The 18,788-nt window shown below is 64.1% G+C and carries 19 protein-coding genes and 2 pseudogenes; 11 read left to right on the top strand and 10 right to left on the bottom strand.

All coding sequences use genetic code 11. The features are described from left to right. Window positions 1-156 precede the first annotated feature (156 nt). Window positions 157-921: a helix-turn-helix domain-containing protein gene (locus tag H4V95_RS10750; RefSeq protein WP_312884009.1), complete on the top strand. Its 765-nt coding sequence runs from the start codon at window positions 157-159 to the stop codon at window positions 919-921. Window positions 922-1,371: 450 nt separating this feature from the next. Here the strand turns inward: H4V95_RS10750 and H4V95_RS10745 are convergent, their stop codons facing one another. Continuing rightward, window positions 1,372-1,719, bottom strand: a complete 348-nt coding sequence (locus H4V95_RS10745) for a helix-turn-helix domain-containing protein (protein ID WP_209730415.1) — start codon at window positions 1,717-1,719, stop codon at window positions 1,372-1,374. Window positions 1,720-1,777: 58 nt separating this feature from the next. Here H4V95_RS10745 and H4V95_RS18665 point away from each other — a divergent pair, with 58 nt between their 5' ends. Continuing rightward, the gene (locus tag H4V95_RS18665) at window positions 1,778-1,906 is read left to right on the top strand and encodes a hypothetical protein (protein ID WP_281064615.1); all 129 of its coding nucleotides are present in this window, start codon (window positions 1,778-1,780) and stop codon (window positions 1,904-1,906) included. Between the two features lie 12 nt (window positions 1,907-1,918). On the opposite strand, the pseudogene H4V95_RS18390 reads toward H4V95_RS18665, so the two are convergent. The 4 genes and pseudogenes from H4V95_RS18390 to H4V95_RS10725 form a co-directional block, all read right to left on the bottom strand. Further along, window positions 1,919-2,128 (bottom strand): annotated as a pseudogene (locus H4V95_RS18390) (cytochrome c oxidase assembly protein); the annotation flags it as partial. 187 nt (window positions 2,129-2,315) lie between these two features. Then, a pseudogene (locus tag H4V95_RS18660) lies at window positions 2,316-2,948 on the bottom strand (polysaccharide deacetylase family protein); the annotation flags it as partial. A gap of 494 nt (window positions 2,949-3,442) precedes the next feature. Beyond that, window positions 3,443-4,234: an isocitrate lyase/phosphoenolpyruvate mutase family protein gene (locus H4V95_RS10730; RefSeq protein ID WP_209730413.1), complete on the bottom strand. Its 792-nt coding sequence runs from the start codon at window positions 4,232-4,234 to the stop codon at window positions 3,443-3,445. A gap of 24 nt (window positions 4,235-4,258) precedes the next feature. Then, window positions 4,259-5,209: a DMT family transporter gene (locus tag H4V95_RS10725; protein WP_209730411.1), complete on the bottom strand. Its 951-nt coding sequence runs from the start codon at window positions 5,207-5,209 to the stop codon at window positions 4,259-4,261. Between the two features lie 65 nt (window positions 5,210-5,274). Here H4V95_RS10725 and H4V95_RS10720 point away from each other — a divergent pair, with 65 nt between their 5' ends. Together H4V95_RS10720 and H4V95_RS10715 are read left to right on the top strand one after the other, a co-directional pair. Next, window positions 5,275-5,973, top strand: a complete 699-nt coding sequence (locus tag H4V95_RS10720; protein WP_209730409.1) for a helix-turn-helix transcriptional regulator — start codon at window positions 5,275-5,277, stop codon at window positions 5,971-5,973. A gap of 76 nt (window positions 5,974-6,049) precedes the next feature. After that, the gene (locus H4V95_RS10715) at window positions 6,050-6,736 is read left to right on the top strand and encodes a hypothetical protein (RefSeq protein ID WP_209730407.1); all 687 of its coding nucleotides are present in this window, start codon (window positions 6,050-6,052) and stop codon (window positions 6,734-6,736) included. A 600-nt stretch (window positions 6,737-7,336) separates the two neighbouring features. Here H4V95_RS10715 and H4V95_RS10710 read toward each other — a convergent pair. Beyond that, window positions 7,337-8,362, bottom strand: coding sequence for a nitronate monooxygenase (locus tag H4V95_RS10710; RefSeq protein ID WP_209730406.1), 1,026 nt, complete (start codon window positions 8,360-8,362; stop codon window positions 7,337-7,339). Next, entirely contained in the window at window positions 8,359-8,970 is a 612-nt protein-coding gene (locus tag H4V95_RS10705; protein ID WP_209730404.1) for a flavodoxin family protein, read from the bottom strand. The genes H4V95_RS10710 and H4V95_RS10705 overlap by 4 nt, the downstream gene beginning before the upstream one ends. Window positions 8,971-9,060: 90 nt before the next feature. On the opposite strand from H4V95_RS10705, the gene H4V95_RS10700 reads away from it, so the two are divergent. From H4V95_RS10700 to H4V95_RS10675, 6 genes are all read left to right on the top strand, one after another. Then, window positions 9,061-9,672: a TetR/AcrR family transcriptional regulator gene (locus H4V95_RS10700; RefSeq protein ID WP_209730402.1), complete on the top strand. Its 612-nt coding sequence runs from the start codon at window positions 9,061-9,063 to the stop codon at window positions 9,670-9,672. Between the two features lie 466 nt (window positions 9,673-10,138). Beyond that, window positions 10,139-10,846, top strand: coding sequence for an SDR family NAD(P)-dependent oxidoreductase (locus tag H4V95_RS10695; RefSeq protein WP_209730400.1), 708 nt, complete (start codon window positions 10,139-10,141; stop codon window positions 10,844-10,846). Between the two features lie 40 nt (window positions 10,847-10,886). After that, window positions 10,887-11,294, top strand: a complete 408-nt coding sequence (locus tag H4V95_RS10690) for an SgcJ/EcaC family oxidoreductase (protein WP_209730398.1) — start codon at window positions 10,887-10,889, stop codon at window positions 11,292-11,294. Between the two features lie 177 nt (window positions 11,295-11,471). Continuing rightward, a complete protein-coding gene (locus H4V95_RS10685) occupies window positions 11,472-13,634 on the top strand; it encodes a bifunctional diguanylate cyclase/phosphodiesterase (RefSeq protein ID WP_209730396.1) in 2,163 nt (720 codons plus the stop codon). Window positions 13,635-13,649: 15 nt separating this feature from the next. Continuing rightward, window positions 13,650-13,994 (top strand): hypothetical protein, encoded by a 345-nt coding sequence (locus H4V95_RS10680; RefSeq protein ID WP_209730394.1) that lies wholly within the window; start codon window positions 13,650-13,652, stop codon window positions 13,992-13,994. A 173-nt stretch (window positions 13,995-14,167) separates the two neighbouring features. After that, complete coding sequence (locus tag H4V95_RS10675; RefSeq protein ID WP_209730392.1) at window positions 14,168-14,569, top strand: Rid family detoxifying hydrolase; 402 nt, start codon at window positions 14,168-14,170, stop codon at window positions 14,567-14,569. Window positions 14,570-14,834: 265 nt separating this feature from the next. On the opposite strand, the gene H4V95_RS10670 is transcribed toward H4V95_RS10675, so the two are convergent. Continuing rightward, window positions 14,835-16,349 (bottom strand): NAD(P)-binding domain-containing protein, encoded by a 1,515-nt coding sequence (locus H4V95_RS10670; RefSeq protein WP_209730389.1) that lies wholly within the window; start codon window positions 16,347-16,349, stop codon window positions 14,835-14,837. A gap of 160 nt (window positions 16,350-16,509) precedes the next feature. Here H4V95_RS10670 and H4V95_RS10665 point away from each other — a divergent pair, with 160 nt between their 5' ends. After that, the gene (locus H4V95_RS10665) at window positions 16,510-16,911 is read left to right on the top strand and encodes a helix-turn-helix transcriptional regulator (protein ID WP_209730387.1); all 402 of its coding nucleotides are present in this window, start codon (window positions 16,510-16,512) and stop codon (window positions 16,909-16,911) included. 92 nt (window positions 16,912-17,003) lie between these two features. Here H4V95_RS10665 and H4V95_RS10660 read toward each other — a convergent pair whose 3' ends face one another. Both H4V95_RS10660 and H4V95_RS10655 read right to left on the bottom strand, forming a co-directional pair. Further along, the gene (locus H4V95_RS10660) at window positions 17,004-18,206 is read right to left on the bottom strand and encodes an MFS transporter (RefSeq protein WP_312884008.1); all 1,203 of its coding nucleotides are present in this window, start codon (window positions 18,204-18,206) and stop codon (window positions 17,004-17,006) included. Further along, a complete protein-coding gene (locus tag H4V95_RS10655; RefSeq protein ID WP_209730385.1) occupies window positions 18,203-18,640 on the bottom strand; it encodes a hypothetical protein in 438 nt (145 codons plus the stop codon). The genes H4V95_RS10660 and H4V95_RS10655 overlap by 4 nt, the downstream gene beginning before the upstream one ends. Window positions 18,641-18,788 lie beyond the last annotated feature (148 nt).

Genomic DNA, 18,788 nt, shown 5'->3' with positions numbered 1-18,788 from the left:
TGCGATTCCAGCGCAGGTTTTCGGCCACATGGATGAACGGAAACGGTACTCCTTCCGGGTCTGCGCAACCCAGCCTGGACTGGTGCTCACCACATCCGGGTATTCTATTTTGGCCCTGATGGCCTGGACGCACTCCTGTCCGCGGACACGGTCGTGGTGCCCGGATACGAACCGCTCGACGATCCGCCCGCCGGGGTCAGTGAGGCTCTGAACCAGGCCGCAGCCAACGGCGCCCGCGTGGTATCGGTATGCACAGGTGCCTTCGCCCTTGCAGCCGCAGGCCTCCTGGACGGAAAGCGGGCGACCACCCATTGGCGAAACGCTGCCCGCCTTCAAACCCTGTACCCGGAGATTGCCGTCGATGCGGACGTCCTGTACATCGACCAAGGCAGCGTCAGCACCAGCGCCGGGGTCGCGGCGGGCATCGACCTCTGCCTGCACCTGGTCCGGAAGGACTATGGAACCGAAGCTGCCAACAGCATCGCACGACGGATGGTCGTGGCCCCGCACCGGGAGGGGGGCCAAGTCCAGTTCATGGAACGTGTGGTTGCCTCACCCCTGACTACCTTCGCTGACACCTGCGCCTGGGCCAGACAGAACCTGGCTGAAGCGCTCACCGTTGAGGAGATGGCCGTCCACGCCGGATGGGCCCGCGGAAGTTTCACGCGGAAATTCACCGCTGAAGCAGGAATGACACCGTTGAGGTGGCTGAACGATCAACGCATCGCCGAAGCATGCCGGCTCCTGGAAACCACTGACCTGACAGTACAGGCGATTGCCTCCCGGACTGGGTTGGGAACGACCGCGAATTTCCGGCTCCACTTCAGCCGGAAACTCAACACCACACCCTCAAGCTACCGCCGCCTCTACCAAGGCCGGAACCGACAAGCCACGCCAACCCGAGCGGTTGCATCACTGTAGACCAGCTGCCAACCGAGACGGCACCACTTATGACGGAGAAGTTTGCACCTTTGCAGCAGCCGCAGCCGACGAAGCACTCTCCCGCAATACCTTTTCATTCGCCGATAACCTAGCTGATGACGTTTCGATATCTCCGGACGCCGTCGGCTGAACTCGCAGATGAAGTTGCGCTTACTCTACTGGTGAGCCCTAGATGGCGCTTCTGGGATACCTCGTTGGTTCTACGAGCGAGGTCCAATGCCGTTCACGCCACGGGCATCCTCGGCGGACTTCCTGCAGTCGCCCGGTCACGCTGCTGCTTAGCGCTTGCGAGTTTTTGGTACCCCTGCTTAGTGAAGCGGATACAGCTTGAGCGGCAGGAATTCGGACCCATGTCCCGGGAACCGAGGACGACATCCACCAGGTCGTCTTGGGCGGCCCTATTGTTCTGTCAGCAAAAATGAGCACCTCTCACAACCGCATAGGGGCCGATTCGTCCGCGCCCTGGGCGATTTCGGTCCCGAGCGAGGGAACGGGTACTTGCAAAGCCCAGTGGTTCATCTCCTCGAGAACGCTGCGTCGGTCGTGGCCGAGTGGGGTGAGCGCGTACACCACCCGCGGCGGGACCTCCGCGTATGCGGAGCGAGTCACGAGACCGAAGGTCTCGAACTTCCGGAATCCACTGGTGAGGGTGTGGGCACTCATTCGTGGCAGAACCGTGCGCAGCTCCGTAAAGCGGTGCGGTCCGCGGAGGAGTTCTCTGATGATCAGAGTAGCCCACGGGCCCTCAAGGAGGGTAAGAAACGGGCTACACCGCATTCTGGGAGCGGATAGTGGTCGTCTTTCATCGCGCGCGCCCGTTTCGTAGGTCCTCGAGATGCTGATTGTAGGTGCGGAGGGCCGCGTCGTCGTTCCTGTCCGCGGCTCTGTCCTCGCGGAGCGCCCGGCGCTGGTCATCTTTTCGCCAGGCGACGGCGACGGCCAGGGCGAGCAGCAGGGTGGGTAGCTCACCGACGCCCCAGGCAATGGCTCCGCCTCGTTGCTGGTCCGCGAGGAGCGCTCCCTGGTTGGTGAGTTGCAGGTCGTCCCACCATCCCGGTGCCAGCACTTCGGTGCCGTTGAGCAGGGACAACCCAAAGAAGGCATGAAAAGCCATGGTGGCGAGCAGAATGATGAGGCGGAAGGGGAACGGGACGCGGGCCGGCCCGGGGTCGATGCCGATGAGCAACCGCTTCGGCGAGGCCGGGTCCCGTACCGGACTCGGGGTGGTTGCAGTGGGCGATGATGATATCGCCGGGTCCTGCAGCGGCGGCTTCCGCTGCTACGGACGCCGCGGTGTAGGTGGATCCTCCGTCGCCGTTGATGCTGAATCCGGCGGGAATCAGGTTCAGGGCCAGACAGATCTCCGCGGCCACGTCGTCGAGGTAGGCCGTGCCCGGCCGGAAGAAGCGCGGCCGCTTGCCAGCCAGGTCCGTCAGCACGGCGTCGTTGGCCATAATTTCGTCGAAGACGCTGCCCGGGCCTTCAGTTCCGAAAATCCCATACGCCGAGGCGCCGCTGACACTCAGGGGGTAGTGGTTCGTCCCATAATTGGCGAGTTCGAACAGCGGGTCCGCCGCCAAGTCCCGCGCAAGGTCCGGGTTGGCGGTGATCCAGCGCCCGTTCAGGAGCAGGGTCGCCGGAACCCGGAACCGGCGCAGCATGTCGATCAGTGCCCCGTCGATGCTGCTGCCTCCGGGGCCTCCGCAGAAGTCAAGGGTCAGGGCGGTCCCGACCGAGCCGGCCGGCAGTGTGGTGAGGACCTGCGGTGCTTCCAGTCCCCAGTAGGAAGGGGTCCTCCCCGAAAACCCGGCGATGACCTGCCCGCGGGTGAGTGCGGTGGGTTCCGGTGCGCGGGTGGAGCGCTGCCGCAGGGAATCTGAGGCGGATGCCCGGGGTGCCTTGCCCGGGGCACCGGTTGCGGCGGGGATTGAACGATCGACGGACGGAACGGCCGGGCCGGCCGTAGCGGGCACGCATCCGGCCAACGCCAGCGCAGCACCGGCCATCAAAAAGGCACGGCGGTCCGGACTCTCCAACATTATTTCCCCCACTGCTTCCCCCAACGTCCTGTTTGTGCGTGAGACCGGCGCCGAAAGCCAGCGTAGGGCACCGCCGGGTTCTGGTCCCGGAAACAGTGCCGGGCGCGCCGTGTGCCCGGAAAGATCCTGCGGCCTCCCAGGGCAGCGGCTTCCCCAAGCCCCTCCCCGAAAATTCGCAGGGACCGGTTCCAGGGATGGGCCTGCCCGACCGGGTTCCCCGACGGATTTCCTGACCTGTTTCCCGGTGCAGGGTGATGAGGTGGCTCCCCGGGCCGGTGCGCCCGGGATTGTTCCCCCACTACCGCCCGGGCCGCGGGGGTCAGGTGCAGCTGTGCCGGTCGATAGTAATTTTCAGCGGGTGCGCCAGGGAGTAGCTGACATCAATGGGTCCTCACGTCGGGGTAAGAGGGGCATCCCAAGGTAGAGCCAAGATAGTTGTGTCCGGCTCACGAATCGGGTAGCTATGGGCCCCGTTCGTTGAACTCGGAGTAGGTCGGTAGGTCCTCTAGGATTTCGAGGTGAGTGGCTTGAAGGTTTTGCACGGCGGTTCCGATGGAGCTGAGAGCAATCCGAAACAGAAGCGAACCGGTGCTGATTCTTGCTACCCCATCATTGGTAAGTTCGGCAAGGGTCGGCCCGCCCGGTTGGATCAGTACGTTCAACGGCGCCGGTATGGCGGACACCAGAGATCTGATCGTGCTCCTGTCGTTGACCCCGGGTACGAAAATCCCATGTGCACCGGCGTCGACATAGGCTTGTGCCCTCGCTACCGCGATGTCGTATTTTGTCTGGTCCGGGAGGTTGTCTGTAACCCAGTAGGCGTCTGTGCGTGCGTTGATGGATAGCTCAGGAAGGCTTTGGGAGATGACCTTAATCTTCTCCGCTGCCAGTTCTGTAGGGCTGAGGCTTTGATCGGGGCGGCCGTCCTCAATGTTGATTCCAATTGCTCCCGCCTCATGGAGTTCACGGACCCGACCTAAGACTTCGCGCGGGTCGTCGCTGAACCCGTTCTCAATGTCGGCTGTTACGGGAATATGGAGGTGTGCACAGCGTTTGACGAGGGCGAGAACGTCGGCGAATGTTCGTCCATGCCCGTCAGGGTGTCCGGCTGCGTAGGCGGACCCAAGGCTTGTTGTGCCGATCACGCCGTGACCGAGGGAGTGCAGGTAGCGTGCCGATGCTCCGTCCCACGCGTTGACTATGAGAAGAGGGTCGCCAGCGGTGTGGGATGCGGCGAAGTGGTGGAAATCCAAAGCGCAGGACCTTTCCGTGTCGGACTACCGGGGTGGGGGTGAGGTGATCGCTTTTGGTAGGTCTGCCTGTTTGGGTCGCTCTCGAGGGGCAGATTCCCGCCTGGTGATTGCTACACCGAGCAGGCAGACTCCGCCGCCGAGCAGCGCCCACAGGGAGGGTGTCTCGCGAAGAACTATCCAGGACAGCAGGATGGCGACGGCGGGAACAAGGAAAGTTGTCGCCCCGAGCTTGCCAGCCGTCGTATGTTGCAGGGCGTACGCCCAGGTTGTGAATGCGATTGCGGTCGGAAACACGCCAAGGTAGATCACTCCCCAAGCAGCCGCTGGGCTGGCTTCCGGAATCTCGGCGACCAGTGATACAGCGAATGGTGCGGTCACTACTGTTCCCACCAGGCAACCCAACCACGTTGCCATCACCGAATCCACCCGTCCCACGACGGGTTTTTGAACCACGACACCTACCGCGTAGAGCACTGCAGCCAATAATGCGAGGAATACTCCTGCTGGGTCGATCCGATCACCCGAGCCGGCTGTCACCGCCACCAACGCAACGCCCGCGAACGCTACCAACGTCCCCCACATTAAAAGCCTGGGGAAACCCTCTTTCAGGACAACCGCAGACAACACAGCAATGAGGATCGGGCCGATGTTCACTAGAAGTGCTGTAGTGCCCGCATCCAGCAACTGCTCTGCTGCGTTGAGCGCGTAGTTATAGCCCGCGAACCACGCTACGCCGAACCCGACGATGAACAGCCGATCTCTTCGTTGAGGAAACACCGGCTTCCTGAGGAACACAAGAACGGTCAAGCAGACACTTGCAACGAGGAGCCTGAACAGAGTCAAAGACCCCGGCGAGAACGACTCGCCTACCATCCGGATCCCGACGAACGCTGAGGCCCACAAGATGACGGTGGCACCTGCTGCAAAAAATACCCGGTGCTGCACGGAACTGTGGGACAAGAGGATTCTTTGCATACGTTCACAGTAGGGGCGCTACACTTCGGTCCAGCCCTAAATATGTGCGGCATATCATGAGAGGCATGGACGGCGACACGAACATCAGTCAACCCGCCAAACTCATGTCCGAGCCCACCCGGGCCAGCATGCTGATGGCACTCATCGGAGGAAAATCACTCCCTGCCTCCGAACTGGCTCGCATAGCGGGAGTATCAGCCCCCACAGCTAGTAGTCACCTTAACGCACTCGTGACCGGCGGATTTCTGGAGGTAAGGAACCTTGGTCGACACCGGTACTTCGAACTAGCTAACGACGATGTCGCTCATGCCATAGAGGCTCTTCAAGCCATCGCGCCCCGCAACACCATCACCAGCTACAACCAATCAGCGACCGCGCAGCGACTGGCGACCGCGCGCACGTGTTACGACCACCTCGCTGGCGCGCTTGCCGTGACACTCAGTGACAGCTTCACCAGCACAGGCACCATCGACGCTTTGATCGCCGGGAAAGTAGGGCACCTCCGCGCCCCGGTGCTCACACCCGTAGCGCAAGCACTCAATATCAATGCCTTCCGACCTCATGGACGGCGACCTGTTGTAAGGGGTTGCCTTGACTGGACAGAACGCCGCCCCCATATTGCAGGGCAGCTCGGAGCACACGTCCTTCAGGTTCTCCTTCTCAAGAAATGGCTCACCGCTGTCACTGGTGAGCGAGGACTGAACGTTTCAAGTGAAGGAAGAGAAGGACTTGCAGTTCTTGGCCTGCACGTGCGCCTTGAGTAATGAAGGGTAGCAAGACTCTCCCAAGCCGCCGTTAGACGAGGTCTTCGCTGTGGGGGAGTACTGGGAGCATATTTCGATGACCACCGAAGCATTCTTCGTGCAGAGTGGCTATATGCAGAGATTAGAGTCCACGGTGTTGGAGGACCCCCGCTACTCAGTTCCCGCTCCTGTCCCCGGTGATACCGGGATGGCGTGGCTGCGCGGCCAGATTGTCCGGTTCAGTGAGGGAACCGACCACCAGCGTCGCCGGCTGTTAACGCAGGAAGTCTTGGACGCCCTAGAGGTCAGCGTGGTCCCCGGACGTGATCCTGTTATTTCCATGCTTCAGGCTATGGGGCTTCCCCCACACTTGCTGGAGGACATCGTGGTGATTGCAGGCGCGTATCATCCGCATCTTCCGCAGACTTCGACGGCGGACGACGCGGTTGAATGTCTCGTTCGGATATTGGGCAGCCGGGACGAGATCACGGCCGCGCATATATGCCTATTGGTGCAGACTCATGCCGGGGTGAGCGCCTTGATCGCCACGCTGCAGAATGGTTTGAACGGGCCTCCGTTCTCTGTCACCCGGCGGATACACCCAGAGGGTCGTGAGGTGGAGGTGGATCTTTCCATGGCACATTTCGGGAGGGGTCGCCATGCCTGCCCTGGGGAGCAGCTCGGACGCAGCTTGGCGGCGGCGGCGCACCATGAGTTACCTTCGAGGACTGGCGTCACGGGCTCCAAGGGCTCTGGCAACTCATTGCAGACGTTGAGGCCCTGAGCCCGGTTAGCGGGTAGACCAGCACTTCATCCAATCTCTTCACCTGCCCGTAAGCCGTTGCCTAAGTGCAGCGGTGCATCCTGGAGGGTGATGCGAAGGAGTGCATATCCCTGTGTACCCGGATTGCCTCGTAGTGAGGAACCGAGAGTGGCGCGTATGAGCATCCTCCTGCTGGAACCTACGTCTTGAGCTTCAAGCAGGAGGATGCGCCCGTACGGGGAATTGCGCGATGAGGCTCTATAGTTTCTTTCGGCGCCGGGAAACCCGAATCGGGTACCAGGCCGCGCCGACATCGTTGATCTCATCAATAATCGTCCTCGGCAGGTCTTGAATTGGGCCAGCTCCAACGACCACTACCAAGCCCATATCACCACCACGAACCAGCCCGCGATACCCTCGGAATCACAGGTGGTGCATTGACCGGTTGAGATCGCCTTTGTTTTCCGAGACAACCTTCAAGGATCACAAAGGGCGCCGTAGTTGTCGACAACAAGCTTGCCGGGGTCGATGCCTCCGGCCTCGTTGCCCACGGGATACCGGAGCGCGCACCCTCCACAGCGGAGCCGGTTGGAGACGCCCGGTGGGCGTCCCCAACCGCACCTACAGAAGGGAGTCGAAGTACTGCGCGGCCGATTGAGCGCGCGAAAGCGGCGCTGCCTGGCCGGCCCACAGGTTGAGGTAATCGCTGTTGCCGAGCCGGGCTGCTGCCTGTCGCAGTGGCTGCATCAGGGCGTTCTGCACCGGGTAATGAGGCACTGCGTTCTCCTCCGGGCCGAGCTCCCGAATGAGGGCATTAACAATGCCCCGGGCGTGCCGCCCGGAGAACAGACGAGTCAGGACCGTCGTCTCCGCATCCGGGCTGGCCAGCTTCTCCCGGTGCACATCACTGGCGCCGGACTCTGTTGTGGCAAGGAACCCGGTGCCGATCTGCACACCCTCCGCCCCCAGCGCCTGGGCCGCAAGAACACCCCGTCGATCCGTGATCCCGCCGGCAGCAATCACCGGTATGCGGACAGCATCCACCACCTGGGGTACGAGTGAGAACGTGCCCACCAGTGATTCCTGGACCGGGCGAAGGAACGCTCCCCGGTGGCCGCCGGCATCACTACCCGATGCCACGACGGCATCCAGGCCCGCAGCTTCAACGGCCCGCGCTTCAGCGACAGTCGTGGCAGTGCCGACCAGCAGCATGCCTTCTTTCTTGGCGCGGTCAATAGCCCACTGCGGCGGAAGTCCCATAACAAAACTGAGAACCGGAGGTGCGGCATCGAGAAGCGCTTCGAGCTGCTCCTCGAAGTCCGGGGCCTCGGCAGTTTCGCCGGACCATTCGACCCCCAGCCGGGCATACAGAGGAGCCAACCGCTCGATATGTGGCTCGAGATCGATGACATCCTTCTCACCAGGCTGCGGAACCCACAGGTTGACCTGAAAAGGCGACCCGGTCCGGGAGCGAATCGACTCCACCAAGCCCCGGATCTCGCCGGCGGGAAGGATATGGGCGCCGTAAGCACCCAGTCCGCCGGCATTCGATACGGCCGCAGCGAGTTCGACCGTGGAAATTCCGCCCCCAAAGGGGCCCTGAATGATGGGGTGAATAATTCCTAGAAGGTCGGTGAGTCGGTTCACTGTTGTACCAGTTCTGCTGCTCCATGACGCAGCTGAACAGTGACCTCGGCTACACGGCGGCCCAGGTGCTCGGCGGTCCGCAGATCCGCGTCCGACGGTGCGACATCCGGGCCAGCATCCGAGGGGGACTGTCCCATGGCACCCAGGAAACCGCCCAGGCGATTGAGATCCTCCACGCTGCCGGCTGAGGAGTACAGCCATCCGGGAGGCAGGCCGAGGGAGACCCAGTGCATGCCGTGCTGTGCGGCCAGCACCGACAGGGAGGTCAGGGCGTTGAGCTTGTCGCCATTGACTCCGGCGGAGTTGGTGAAGCCGGCCGCGACCTTGTCTTTCCACCCCTGTGCCGCCCACACCGATCCGCTGGCTTCTGCAAACGCCTGGAAGACCGAGGACTGACTGCCCATGTAGGTGGGGGTTCCGAAGATGATCGCGTCGGCCTCAGCCAGACCCTCCCACAGCTCATCACTGAGCTCGGCCACGTTATACAGGACAGCGGTGCTGCCGACCGCCTGCCGGGCGCCCTCAGCAACCGCCTGCGCCTGACGCTCCGTATGTCCATATCCACTGTGATACGCCACGGCTACCGTGACGCCTGCTTCTGCATGCATGACTGTCCTTCTTTCCATGTTGGTTGGGTTCCCCAAACATAGATGACTGGTCAACTGACGTCAATACTTGACCGGTTGTATACTGGAGTCATGGGCAGAACAAGCGATGCACCTCAAAACCTTATGGAGGCCGCGCGCACGCTGATGCATGACCGCGGATACAGTGCGATCGGAGTGGCGGAAATCTGTGATCGGGCGGATGTCCGAAAGGGAAGCTTCTACTACTTCTTCGAGTCGAAGCAGGCGCTGACGGTGGCGACCCTGCGGGCAACATGGGCCTTGGAACGCGCCCGCTGGGTTGAGATCCTCGGCCGGGGAACCGGCCTGGAGGGGCTCGAGGCGCTGATCCAGGAACAGGTTCAGGGCCAGTACGACCGGCAACGCTCGTCGGGGTCGGTCGTGGGCTGTCTCTACGGCAACCTGGCTGTTGAGACCACCACCTCCGAGCAGGATCTGCGTGATTGCCTCCGGGAAATCTTCGATGATCAGAGCCAGCTCATCTTCGAGAATCTGCGCAGGGCAACGCTCGACGGACCGCTCGATGACGACAAAGCCACCATCGTTAATGCCAGGGCGCTCATCGCTCAGCCGGAGGGCAACGTCCTGCTCGCGAAGCTGTACAACGACCCCGCACTGCTCGGCCCGCTCTGGGCGCAGATCACAGGGCTCCTTGGCATAACAGCCGTCGCAAGCGACGCCTGACACCGGAGGCTGACACCGGAGGCCTCGACGGGCCGGAGATCCAGGACGCCCCGGCCAGCTGATGGCTGCACCCCGTTCGACAGGTCCACCAGGGGATCGCGGGCGGTTCTGCGTTGCTGCCCCGCCGCCCGAGCCGCGATCCACCCGACATGCCCCCTGCGCAGGGGCCGCCACGTGCGGGCCCGCCGAGTACGTGCCGGACAGCGTCAGCGCTCAAGGGACTCCTGCCCGGCAATCCACGGAATGCTCAACTGACACCCTCGGACGGCAGAGCCTCTAGGCCACGGCGCACCAGCATGGGAACGGCCCTGACCGGACGAACCGGTGCGACAAAACCTCCTGCGCGTTTCCTGCCGGCGTTCCGCGGCCGGATATCCATGCAGCGCCCTGCCCCGCCCCGGCGGGCCGGCATGTGCTATAACTGACTATCAATAGTTGACCAATCATCTATAGAGAGTTGTGCACGATGAAATATCGCAGGGTCGCGGTCGTCACCGGGGGATCACAGGGCATCGGAGAAGGGCTCACGGCCGCGTTCCGCAATATCGGCTACGCCGTCGTTGCCAACTCGCGCTCCATCGCCCCAAACGAGGAGGTTGACTTCGTCACCGTCGCCGGGGACATTTCGGATCCCGCGGTGGCGCAGAAGGTCATCGCGACCGCCGTCGAAAAATTCGGGCGGATCGACACCCTCGTCAACAATGCCGGCATCTTTGTGGGCAAGCCCTTCACCGAGTACACGAAGGAGGATTACGAGCGGGTGGTCCAGGTAAACCTCGGCGGGTTCTTCCACATAACCCAGTACGCCATCTCCCGGATGCTTGAGCAAGGTGCAGGCCACGTCGTCAACGTCACCACCACCTTGGTCGAGTATGCGAATTCCAACGTTCCCTCGGCGCTTGCCAACCTCACCAAGGGTGGCTTGTCGTCGGTCACGAAATCCCTGGCCATCGAATACGCGGGCCGTGGAATCCGGGTCAATGCTGTCTCACCCGGGCACATCGAAACCCCGATGCACCCGCCCAGCACCCATGATTTCCTCGCCGACCAGCACCCGGTCGGGCGAATGGGCACAGTCGACGACATTGCCAAGGGAGTCCTCTACCTCGAGCAGGCCCCCTTCGTCACCGGCGAAGTCCTCCACGTTGACGGTGGCCAAAGCGCCGGCAGCTAGGTTCCGGAGGCGTCCCCATCACCACCAAAGGACACACAGCATGGAAGTTTTTGAAACCAAAGCAAGCCCTCAGTTTCCGTCCCACACCGACACATCCGGTATCGCCACCGCGGTCCTCACCTCGTGGTCCGAGGGGATCGCGGACCACCGGCCGGAGGCCGTGGCCTCCCACTTCACAGACAATGCGCTCTTTCAGGGACTCGACAAAAAACACGGCATCGGCCGGGCCGTCATCACTGCCTACTACGACAAACAGCCGGCCGGGCTTCGGGCCGAGTTCCGGATCCTCGAACACCGACGGCTCTCGCCCGACATTGTGCTGGCCTATGCCGGCGTAGACTTCACGTTCGCAGACGGCCGGGTCCTTCCGGTGCACCTGACGGTGGTGCTGCAGAGGAGCGGCAGGAACTGGCTGATCAGCCACTACCACGTCTCGAAAATCGAGTAGCACCCGCCCCGCCGTCCATAATGAGCTCCGGGCGGGAAGCGGCAGTCCTGGTCGCCGACAGCACGATCCCGGGGAACCGGCGGTCACAGGGGGCAAAGTCGTGCGGTGAGAAGCCGGTGTCGATGCGGTGGACGTTTTCGGTGACCGGCGTTCGAATTTGGATTGGTGGAACGACATATGGAAAAGACCATGGGTGGAAGACCACAACCGGTGCCGGCTCCCGACTCCTACCAGGTGCTGATTGAAGGCTCCCCGGATGCACTGCTGGCCCTTTCACAGCAAGGACAGGTGGTGCTGATCAATGCCGCCGCCGAGGAAATGTTCGGCTATCAAAGATCGGTTCTGGTCGGACAGCATTACGGGATCGTCCTGCCCCCGCTCCCGGGGCAGGACGATCCGGATGATTCCCCGCCTTCCTCCGCACCCGGGGGCCTTCTCCTCGGGAAGGCCCTGCCGGTGTCAGGCCGGCACCGGGGCGGCCAGGTATTTCCGGTCGAAGTCAGAACCGCCAGACTGAGCGTCGGACAGGACGAGCAGATTGTCCTGTCCGTGCGGAATGTCAGTGAACAGCAACGACACGGCGCTGAACTGCGCGAGGCGCTGTCCCTGCTGAACGCCACCCTGGAATCCACCGCCGACGGAATCCTGGTGGTAAGCCATGAGGGCCGGATCGCCGGATCGAACGAACAATTCGCTGCCATGTGGGGGATACCGGCGCGGCTTCTCGGATCCGGCGACGACGGGCAGGTGATCGGATTCGTCCTGGGGCAGCTGATCGATCCCGGAGCTTTCGTGGCCAAGGTCGAGGAGCTGTATGCGGACCCCTCCGCCGAGAGCCACGACACGCTCGAGTTCCTGGACGGACGGACCTTTGAGCGGTATTCCAAGCCCCAACGCGTCGACGGTCAGGTCGTGGGCCGGGTCTGGAGTTTCCGCGACGCCACTCCCCGGCGCCGCGCCGAAGAGCAGGCACGCAAGGCACTGGCCGATCTGGCCGGACAGACCGAGGAGCTTCGCACCCTGGCGTTCCGGGACTCCCTGACCGGTCTCGCCAACCGCTTCCGGTTCCAGGACCGCCTCACGGATGCCCTCAGCGCACCGGGGAACCGTTCGGTGGACGTGCTTCTGCTGGACCTTGACGACTTCAAGGAGGTCAACGACATCCTCGGGCACCATGCAGGGGACCAGATGCTCGTGGAGATCGGCAACCGGCTCACCCAGTGCGTACGAGCCACCGATACGGTTGCACGGCTCGGTGGCGATGAGTTTGTCGCCCTTCTGGTGGACAGCGAGGATCCCGAAGCCGTCGCCGCTCGGATCCTGTCATCCGTAAACCGGCCCTTCCTGCTGGATGGCCGCGAGTTCCAGCCCAGCGTAAGCCTCGGTCTGGCGGGTGCCGAAGGCCACCCGGCACAGGCGCCGGACCTTCTTCGGCGCGCCGATGTCGCCATGTACGCGGCCAAGAGAGACGGCAAGAACCGGTACATGCGCTTCCATCCGAGCATGATGGAAGCCCTGCTGGCACACACCGAACTGGAAGCCGGACTCCGCAAGGCGGTCGAGCGCGATGAACTCGTGCTGCACTTTCAGCCGGTGGTATCGGCCGCGGACCGGGATGTCACTCAGGTGGAGGCCCTGGTTTACTGGAGGAGACCCGCCGGACTGGTGGAACTGAGCGAATTCATCGCCACCGCCGAGAGCGGCGGGCTTATCAACCGGATCGGCCGGGAAGTGCTGACCGCGGCATGTTCCCAGCTGCGCCCATGGCTCAGCGGGTCCGCCCGGAGGTCCTTGGCGGTGAAGGTCTCGACCGTTCAACTCCGCGAGCAGGACTTCGCCTCCGAGATTCTCGCCATCCTTGCCGCCTGCCAGATCAGTCCCCGCCAGGTGGTGCTGGAGGTAAGTGAGAATGCGTTCATGGAGGCCTCGCCTCAGATCACCGGACAACTCGGGCTATTACGCGGGCACGGAACCAGGGTGGCGCTGGACAATTTCGGAACAGGCTATTCCTCCCTTGGGCAACTGCAGGGGCTGCCCGTGGATTCCATCAAGATCGATCGCTCCTTCGTGTCCCAACTGCACTCCGACTCCGGGACCCTGCCGATCCTCACCTCGATGGTCCAGCTGGGCCGCAACCTTGGACTGCACATCACGGCCGAAGGAATCGATAACACCTCCCAAGCACGGCACCTGCTGGAACTGGGCTGTGAACACCTTCAGGGTTCCCTGTTCTCCTGCCCGCGCTCCAGCGAGGACCTGCCCGTCGTCATCGATCAGGCCGAAACCCTCATCCGCCGGCTCACAGCCGGCCAGAACACCGGCGCCGACCGAAAACGCTGATCAATGGAGGCCGGCATGAACAATAACCACGGGCACCGCGCCGCAGACAGCCCCTCCACCGGCAACACCGTGAGCCTCCCTGAGCAAAAGCCCGCCCCACTCGATGCCTTCCCTGGGTCCGACCAGCCCACCGGACACGCGGAAAACCTCCATGCACACTGCGGGCATGAAGGGGCATCAGGTCCACCTCCCGCTGCCCGCCAGCTCATCCAGCGGTACACAGACCGGTTCCACAACAGCCGCTTCAACACGATCATCGCCGTCAACGCGGCCGAGCTACCGCCGCGTACAGCCGGGGAACCTTCCTCGACTACACACCACCTCAGGTCCACGAAGTGCTTCCATGACGCTCCGTGCTGAAGCAAACGCGGACCACGCCATGAACCCCAGGGTTATCCGGCCTAAGGCCGGTGCCGCTATTCGGCAGCCTCACCCACCATCCACCCGGAGTGGATCGATCCGCTCACCCGTGGCATCCACCCTTATAAGGGGGCTCCGCCCTCGGAAGCGGCGCGGAATGGTACGGTTTCGGCATGTCCCGGAGAACCATCGATGCGGCGAACGCCCCCGACGCGATCGGGCCATATTCGCACGCCGCCACCGCGCCGGGTGCGGGACTGCTCTATCTTTCCGGACAGACCCCGATCGATCCCCGGACCGGGCAGCTCGTTGACGGTGACATCAAGAAGCAGACCCGCCAGGTATTCGCCAACCTGGAAGCAGTCCTCACCGCTGCGCACCGGACACCGGCCGATGTCATCAAGGTCAACGTGTATCTGATATCGATGGCCGACTTCGCGGCAGTCAACGACATCTACGCGGAAGTCTTCGAATCCCCGTATCCAGCGCGCACCACCGTCGCTGTGGCAGAACTTCCCCGCGGAGCAAGGGTCGAAATCGAAGCCATCGCCGCGCAGGACCAGGCACCACAGTAGAATCACTCTCCCGCCCATCGCCAGCATGGCCGCGGCGCCCTACCGGCACCGCCAACCCTCAGTCATCAATGGGAGGACGAGGGAAGGCGCCGGATTCACTCCGCGATGCCGGCTGAGATCACGATTCTTTGTCACCGTAGGGTTTCCTCCTGTTGGGCGGCCTCGATCACCCTCATGGCGGCGGCCCTGCTTCACTGTCCGTATCCGGCAGTGGCGCCGGAACGTCCCCGGACATGGTCTATTCAAAGGTGCCCGGTGGGCCCGATCAGTAGTCAGGATCACCGGAACGGCCGTGAGCCGTTCCGGTTGGGAAGCCGACCGTGATCAGCTGCGGAGCCGAGCAGCAGCCGGCGGCAGCGGCACCGTTCGCAGGGCCCGCAGTGGCGGGCCCGCAGCCCGACCCTCCTGCAGCGCCGCTGTCCGCTACCGCCGCCGGCGGGGTGTCGCCGGAGCTGCCAAGGTCGGTCCGGCAGGCCCCTGTCTCGGGCAGCTGAAGCTGCAGGCGGGATGCGGCTTCGGTGTCACCGGCAATCGCCGCGGTGACCGACCGGACCTGCTCATACCCGGTGGCCAGCAGGAAGGTAGGGGCCCGACCGTAGGACTTCATCCCGACCAGGTAGAAATCCTTCTCGGGGTGCGCCAGGATGTCCGCGCCGTGGGCCGGAACCGTTCCACAGGAATGAAACTCCGGGTCGATCAGTGGGCCCAGAGCGCGCGGTGCTTCGACCGCAGGATCCAGTTCCAGGCGCAGCTCGCGCAGCATGTCCAGGTTCGGCCGGAACCCGGTGGCCGGCACGAGGACGTCAACCTCGATCGTGCGGGCGCCGTCCGGCGTCGACGCTCCCACGGAAAGGCGGGACTCGTTCCGCGCGAGGGATGTAATGGTGAAGTTTGTGACAAGTTCGACCACGCCATCGGCGACCAGGGTCCGCAAGCGGCTGCCAAGGGCGCCGCGGGCGGGCAGGCCATCGAGGTCCCCGCCGCCATAAAGGCGCTGCGTTGATCCGCCGCTGCGGACCGCCCACAGAATGCGGGTGCCGGGCCCGGTCTGGGCGACAACGCCAAGGTTGATCAATGTATTGACGGCGGAGTGGCCGGCACCGACGACCATGACCGTCTTGCCGGCGAAACGCTCACGTTCCGTTCCAACAACATCGGGCAGAGCCGTCGTAATGAAACCGGATACCGCGTCTTCGCCCGGTGCCAGCAGTCCCGCCTGTCCAAGGGGATTGGGCTGGCTCCAGGTGCCGGACGCGTCGATGACCGCGCGCACGAGGTGATCCACGGTCCCCCCGGGGCCGGTCACGCGGACCAGGAATGGCTGGGTGTCGCGGTTCTTGGTCCGTGTTTTGTCCATGCCCGAGCGGGTGACCGCCGTGACAGTGCTGTTAAAGTGCAGGGCCTTGGCGATGGCCGGAACGGCGGCAAGGGGCTCGAGGTAGGACGCGACGAGCTCGCCGCCGTAGGGCAGCGTATCCTGGCTGGGTTCGGTCCAGCCGGTCGGTTCGAGCAGACGGCGTGACACGGGATCGATGTTGTACTGCCAGGGCGAGAACAAGCGGATGTGCGCCCACTGCCGGATCGCGGCGCCGACGCTCTCGCCCTGCTCAAAAACGATCGGGGTCAGGCCGCGCTCGAGAAGGTTCGCTGCAGCTGCGAGACCGGTCGGCCCGGCCCCGATGACCGCGACCGGCAGGGTCGACGGACTCGTCTCCCCGGTGGTCCTTTTGGCCCCGAAGGCCGTGCCGGGTGCAGTAGGGGAAGTCGCCTCGATGCTCATAAAGATCCTTTGTTCATCGCCCGATGCCGGCGGACCGGGGAGGCGCATGGATGGAGAGAAATTGATCGCCGGGCCCATGCCATACCCATATATCGATCAACTTCGATATTGAGTATTCAGCAACATATCGATGGTTGTCAATGCCGAGTATGCTGGATACATGACAACGATCCCTCAGTCCGGACCAGCGGACCTGGCAGCGAACGAAGCGACGGGTCCTGCCCAGAATGGCGAGCTCGAAGAGGCCCGCTGCTGCGTGGCGTCCGGGTCTCCTGCGCTGACGCCAGGCCGGGCCGAGGAGCTGGCCAAACAGTTCAAGGCAATCGCTGACCCCCACCGGCTGCGCCTGGTATCCCTGATCTCCTCCAGCACCGCACACGAAGCCTGTGTGTGCGACCTGACCGAACCGCTGGACCTGGGGCAGCCGACGGTGTCCCACCACCTGAAGATCCTCGTCGACGCGGGTATCCTTCGCCGCGAGAAGCGCGGCGTCTGGGCGTACTATTCCGTTGTGCCCGGAGCCCTGGACTTCCTCGCCGGCGTCCTCACCGAAACCCGGTAGGGCACAGCCGCCTCTGCCCGCCGGCCCCGGCGCTCCGCGGGGTCCAGCCCGTACTTTCGCCCCCTTCAGCCGCTGTTCCTGCCTCCCGCCACTTACTGACCGGAGCGGCCCATGGTTGCCCCGGTGCGGGCAGCGGTGATGACACTGACCGTGGCGAGCACGGCCATCACCATCGCCATGACGGGGTAGCCCCCGAGCACGGATGCCAGGGCGGGGCCCGCGGCCGGAGCCAGCGCTCCGACCGCGGTCACCGGGGCCGCAAAGGCGCCCTGCAGGGCACCGAAGTTCCGTGTTCCCCACCGGTCTGACACCGCCGTGGCCTGCAGGAGCGTGTTGCACCCGCGCACCATCCCTGCCACCACAGCCACAACGACCAGCAGGGCCGGCGGACCCGGAACCAAGGCCAGTGCCCACACGCATCCAGCCCCGCCCGCTGCAAGAACTACGGTCCGCTGCACGGCGGTGGTGCTCAAGGGCAGGGCGGAATAGGCGACCCTGCCGATCACCTGGCCGACCCCGATAAGACCGAAGGCCACCGCCGCACTCTGGTAACTCACCCCGCGCTCGAGGAACAGTGCAATCAAATTGAACGTCACCGCATATAGGGCAAGCGTCGACAGGGCCATCGTGGTTTGAAGGAACCGGAACGGCCAGCTTCCGGACACCGTCCGGGCGTGCTGGGGCGGCTCCGTGCTGGCCGGGGAAACCGTCGCTGGGGACCAGCGGGCGTTGAGGAAAAACCAGTGCAGCGGAATCGTGACCACAGCCAGGATCCCGGCCAGAACAACATAGGCGCCGCGCCATCCCAGACCATCGACCAGGGCGGCGGTGACCGGGGCGAAGATCGTTGACGCAAACCCAGCCACTAAGGTCAGAACCGTCAATGCGCGCACCCGGTCCGGACCGTACCAGCGGGTAATGACCACGAACGCCGGCTGATAGAACACAGCAGCCTGGGCGAATCCCGCCACCAGCCACGCGGCCGCGAACACCGCAAAATTGGGGGCACCGCCCACCAGAAGCAACGCCACGACGCCGATGACGCTGCCGGTGCTCATGAGCAGCCTCGGCCCGGTGCGGTCAAGGGCGCGTCCCACCCGCACGCCGACAATCGCGGAAACGATCAGGCCCGCGGAGAACGCGGCCGTCATCGCGGCAACAGACCACCCCGTGTCCGCGCCAATCGGAACAAGGGCCACCGGCAACGAGTAATAGAGCAGGCCCCAGCTCGTCGTCTGCGCGACGCACATGGCCGCCAGCCCTCCACGGGGTCGGTCCCGATCAATACCGCTCACAGGCCCACCCCAGCCTCACCAGGGCTGCCGGCCCGGCTTACGGGAGCACCGGCAGCGTCGGTTCGCAGCTCTCCACCCGCCCCGCCGCACCCACGACCCTGCCCGGTGCTTCCAGTGGTACTCCCATCCGCCGGTATCGTCGACGCCGGCAGCGGCAGGCCGCGGCCGACGACGGTTACCGTGTCGGCGAAGCGCGCAGGAAACAGCGCTTCGTCCAGGACGGAGCCGCCACCCATGCCGACGCCCTGGTGCCTCCCATCGGGCAGACCGGGTTCCCCGTCTGCTGACTCGGGAGCGGGGACCGCGCCCGGTGCCTGATGGGTGTTCCCCTCGGGAGCGGCGGCCCTGGTTTTCCCCGGGAGCGCGTCGGCGGGAGCGTATTGGCCCTCGAAAACCGGGCCGAAGCGTGCCGCATGCCGGCGGCGGTTCTTCATTGACGGTCCCGGGCACCGTTGAGGAAGCCGGGTGTTCCCGGCCTGCGACGTGTTCGCCGGGGCACCGCCGGTGATGACCCGCGGTGCCGGGGGCGGCCCGGTGGCATGGATCCCCAGGTGTATCCGGCGGGGCCGGAGCCTGCGGGAA

It is taken from the genome of Arthrobacter sp. CAN_C5, from assembly GCF_017875735.1.
In the GTDB taxonomy this organism is placed as follows: Bacteria; Actinomycetota; Actinomycetes; order Actinomycetales; family Micrococcaceae; genus Arthrobacter_D.
The sequence above is the reverse complement of the archived record's forward strand: the minus strand, read 5'-3'. Positions and strand labels throughout refer to the sequence as shown.

Bases quoted from the DNA above. Each gene is read 5' to 3' on its own strand.
- H4V95_RS10745 (WP_209730415.1), bottom strand. From the start codon at position 1,719: ATGCGGTGTAGCCCGTTTCTTACCCTCCTTGAGGGCCCGTGGGCTACT.
- H4V95_RS18665 (WP_281064615.1), top strand. From the start codon at position 1,778: ATGCTGATTGTAGGTGCGGAGGGCCGCGTCGTCGTTCCTGTCCGCGGC.
- H4V95_RS10725 (WP_209730411.1), bottom strand. From the start codon at position 5,209: ATGCAAAGAATCCTCTTGTCCCACAGTTCCGTGCAGCACCGGGTATTT.
- H4V95_RS10720 (WP_209730409.1), top strand. From the start codon at position 5,275: ATGGACGGCGACACGAACATCAGTCAACCCGCCAAACTCATGTCCGAG.
- H4V95_RS10715 (WP_209730407.1), top strand. From the start codon at position 6,050: ATGACCACCGAAGCATTCTTCGTGCAGAGTGGCTATATGCAGAGATTA.
- H4V95_RS10705 (WP_209730404.1), bottom strand. From the start codon at position 8,970: ATGCATGCAGAAGCAGGCGTCACGGTAGCCGTGGCGTATCACAGTGGA.
- H4V95_RS10700 (WP_209730402.1), top strand. From the start codon at position 9,061: ATGGGCAGAACAAGCGATGCACCTCAAAACCTTATGGAGGCCGCGCGC.
- H4V95_RS10695 (WP_209730400.1), top strand. From the start codon at position 10,139: ATGAAATATCGCAGGGTCGCGGTCGTCACCGGGGGATCACAGGGCATC.
- H4V95_RS10690 (WP_209730398.1), top strand. From the start codon at position 10,887: ATGGAAGTTTTTGAAACCAAAGCAAGCCCTCAGTTTCCGTCCCACACC.
- H4V95_RS10685 (WP_209730396.1), top strand. From the start codon at position 11,472: ATGGAAAAGACCATGGGTGGAAGACCACAACCGGTGCCGGCTCCCGAC.
- H4V95_RS10680 (WP_209730394.1), top strand. From the start codon at position 13,650: ATGAACAATAACCACGGGCACCGCGCCGCAGACAGCCCCTCCACCGGC.
- H4V95_RS10675 (WP_209730392.1), top strand. From the start codon at position 14,168: ATGTCCCGGAGAACCATCGATGCGGCGAACGCCCCCGACGCGATCGGG.
- H4V95_RS10670 (WP_209730389.1), bottom strand. From the start codon at position 16,349: ATGAGCATCGAGGCGACTTCCCCTACTGCACCCGGCACGGCCTTCGGG.
- H4V95_RS10665 (WP_209730387.1), top strand. From the start codon at position 16,510: ATGACAACGATCCCTCAGTCCGGACCAGCGGACCTGGCAGCGAACGAA.
- H4V95_RS10655 (WP_209730385.1), bottom strand. From the start codon at position 18,640: ATGAAGAACCGCCGCCGGCATGCGGCACGCTTCGGCCCGGTTTTCGAG.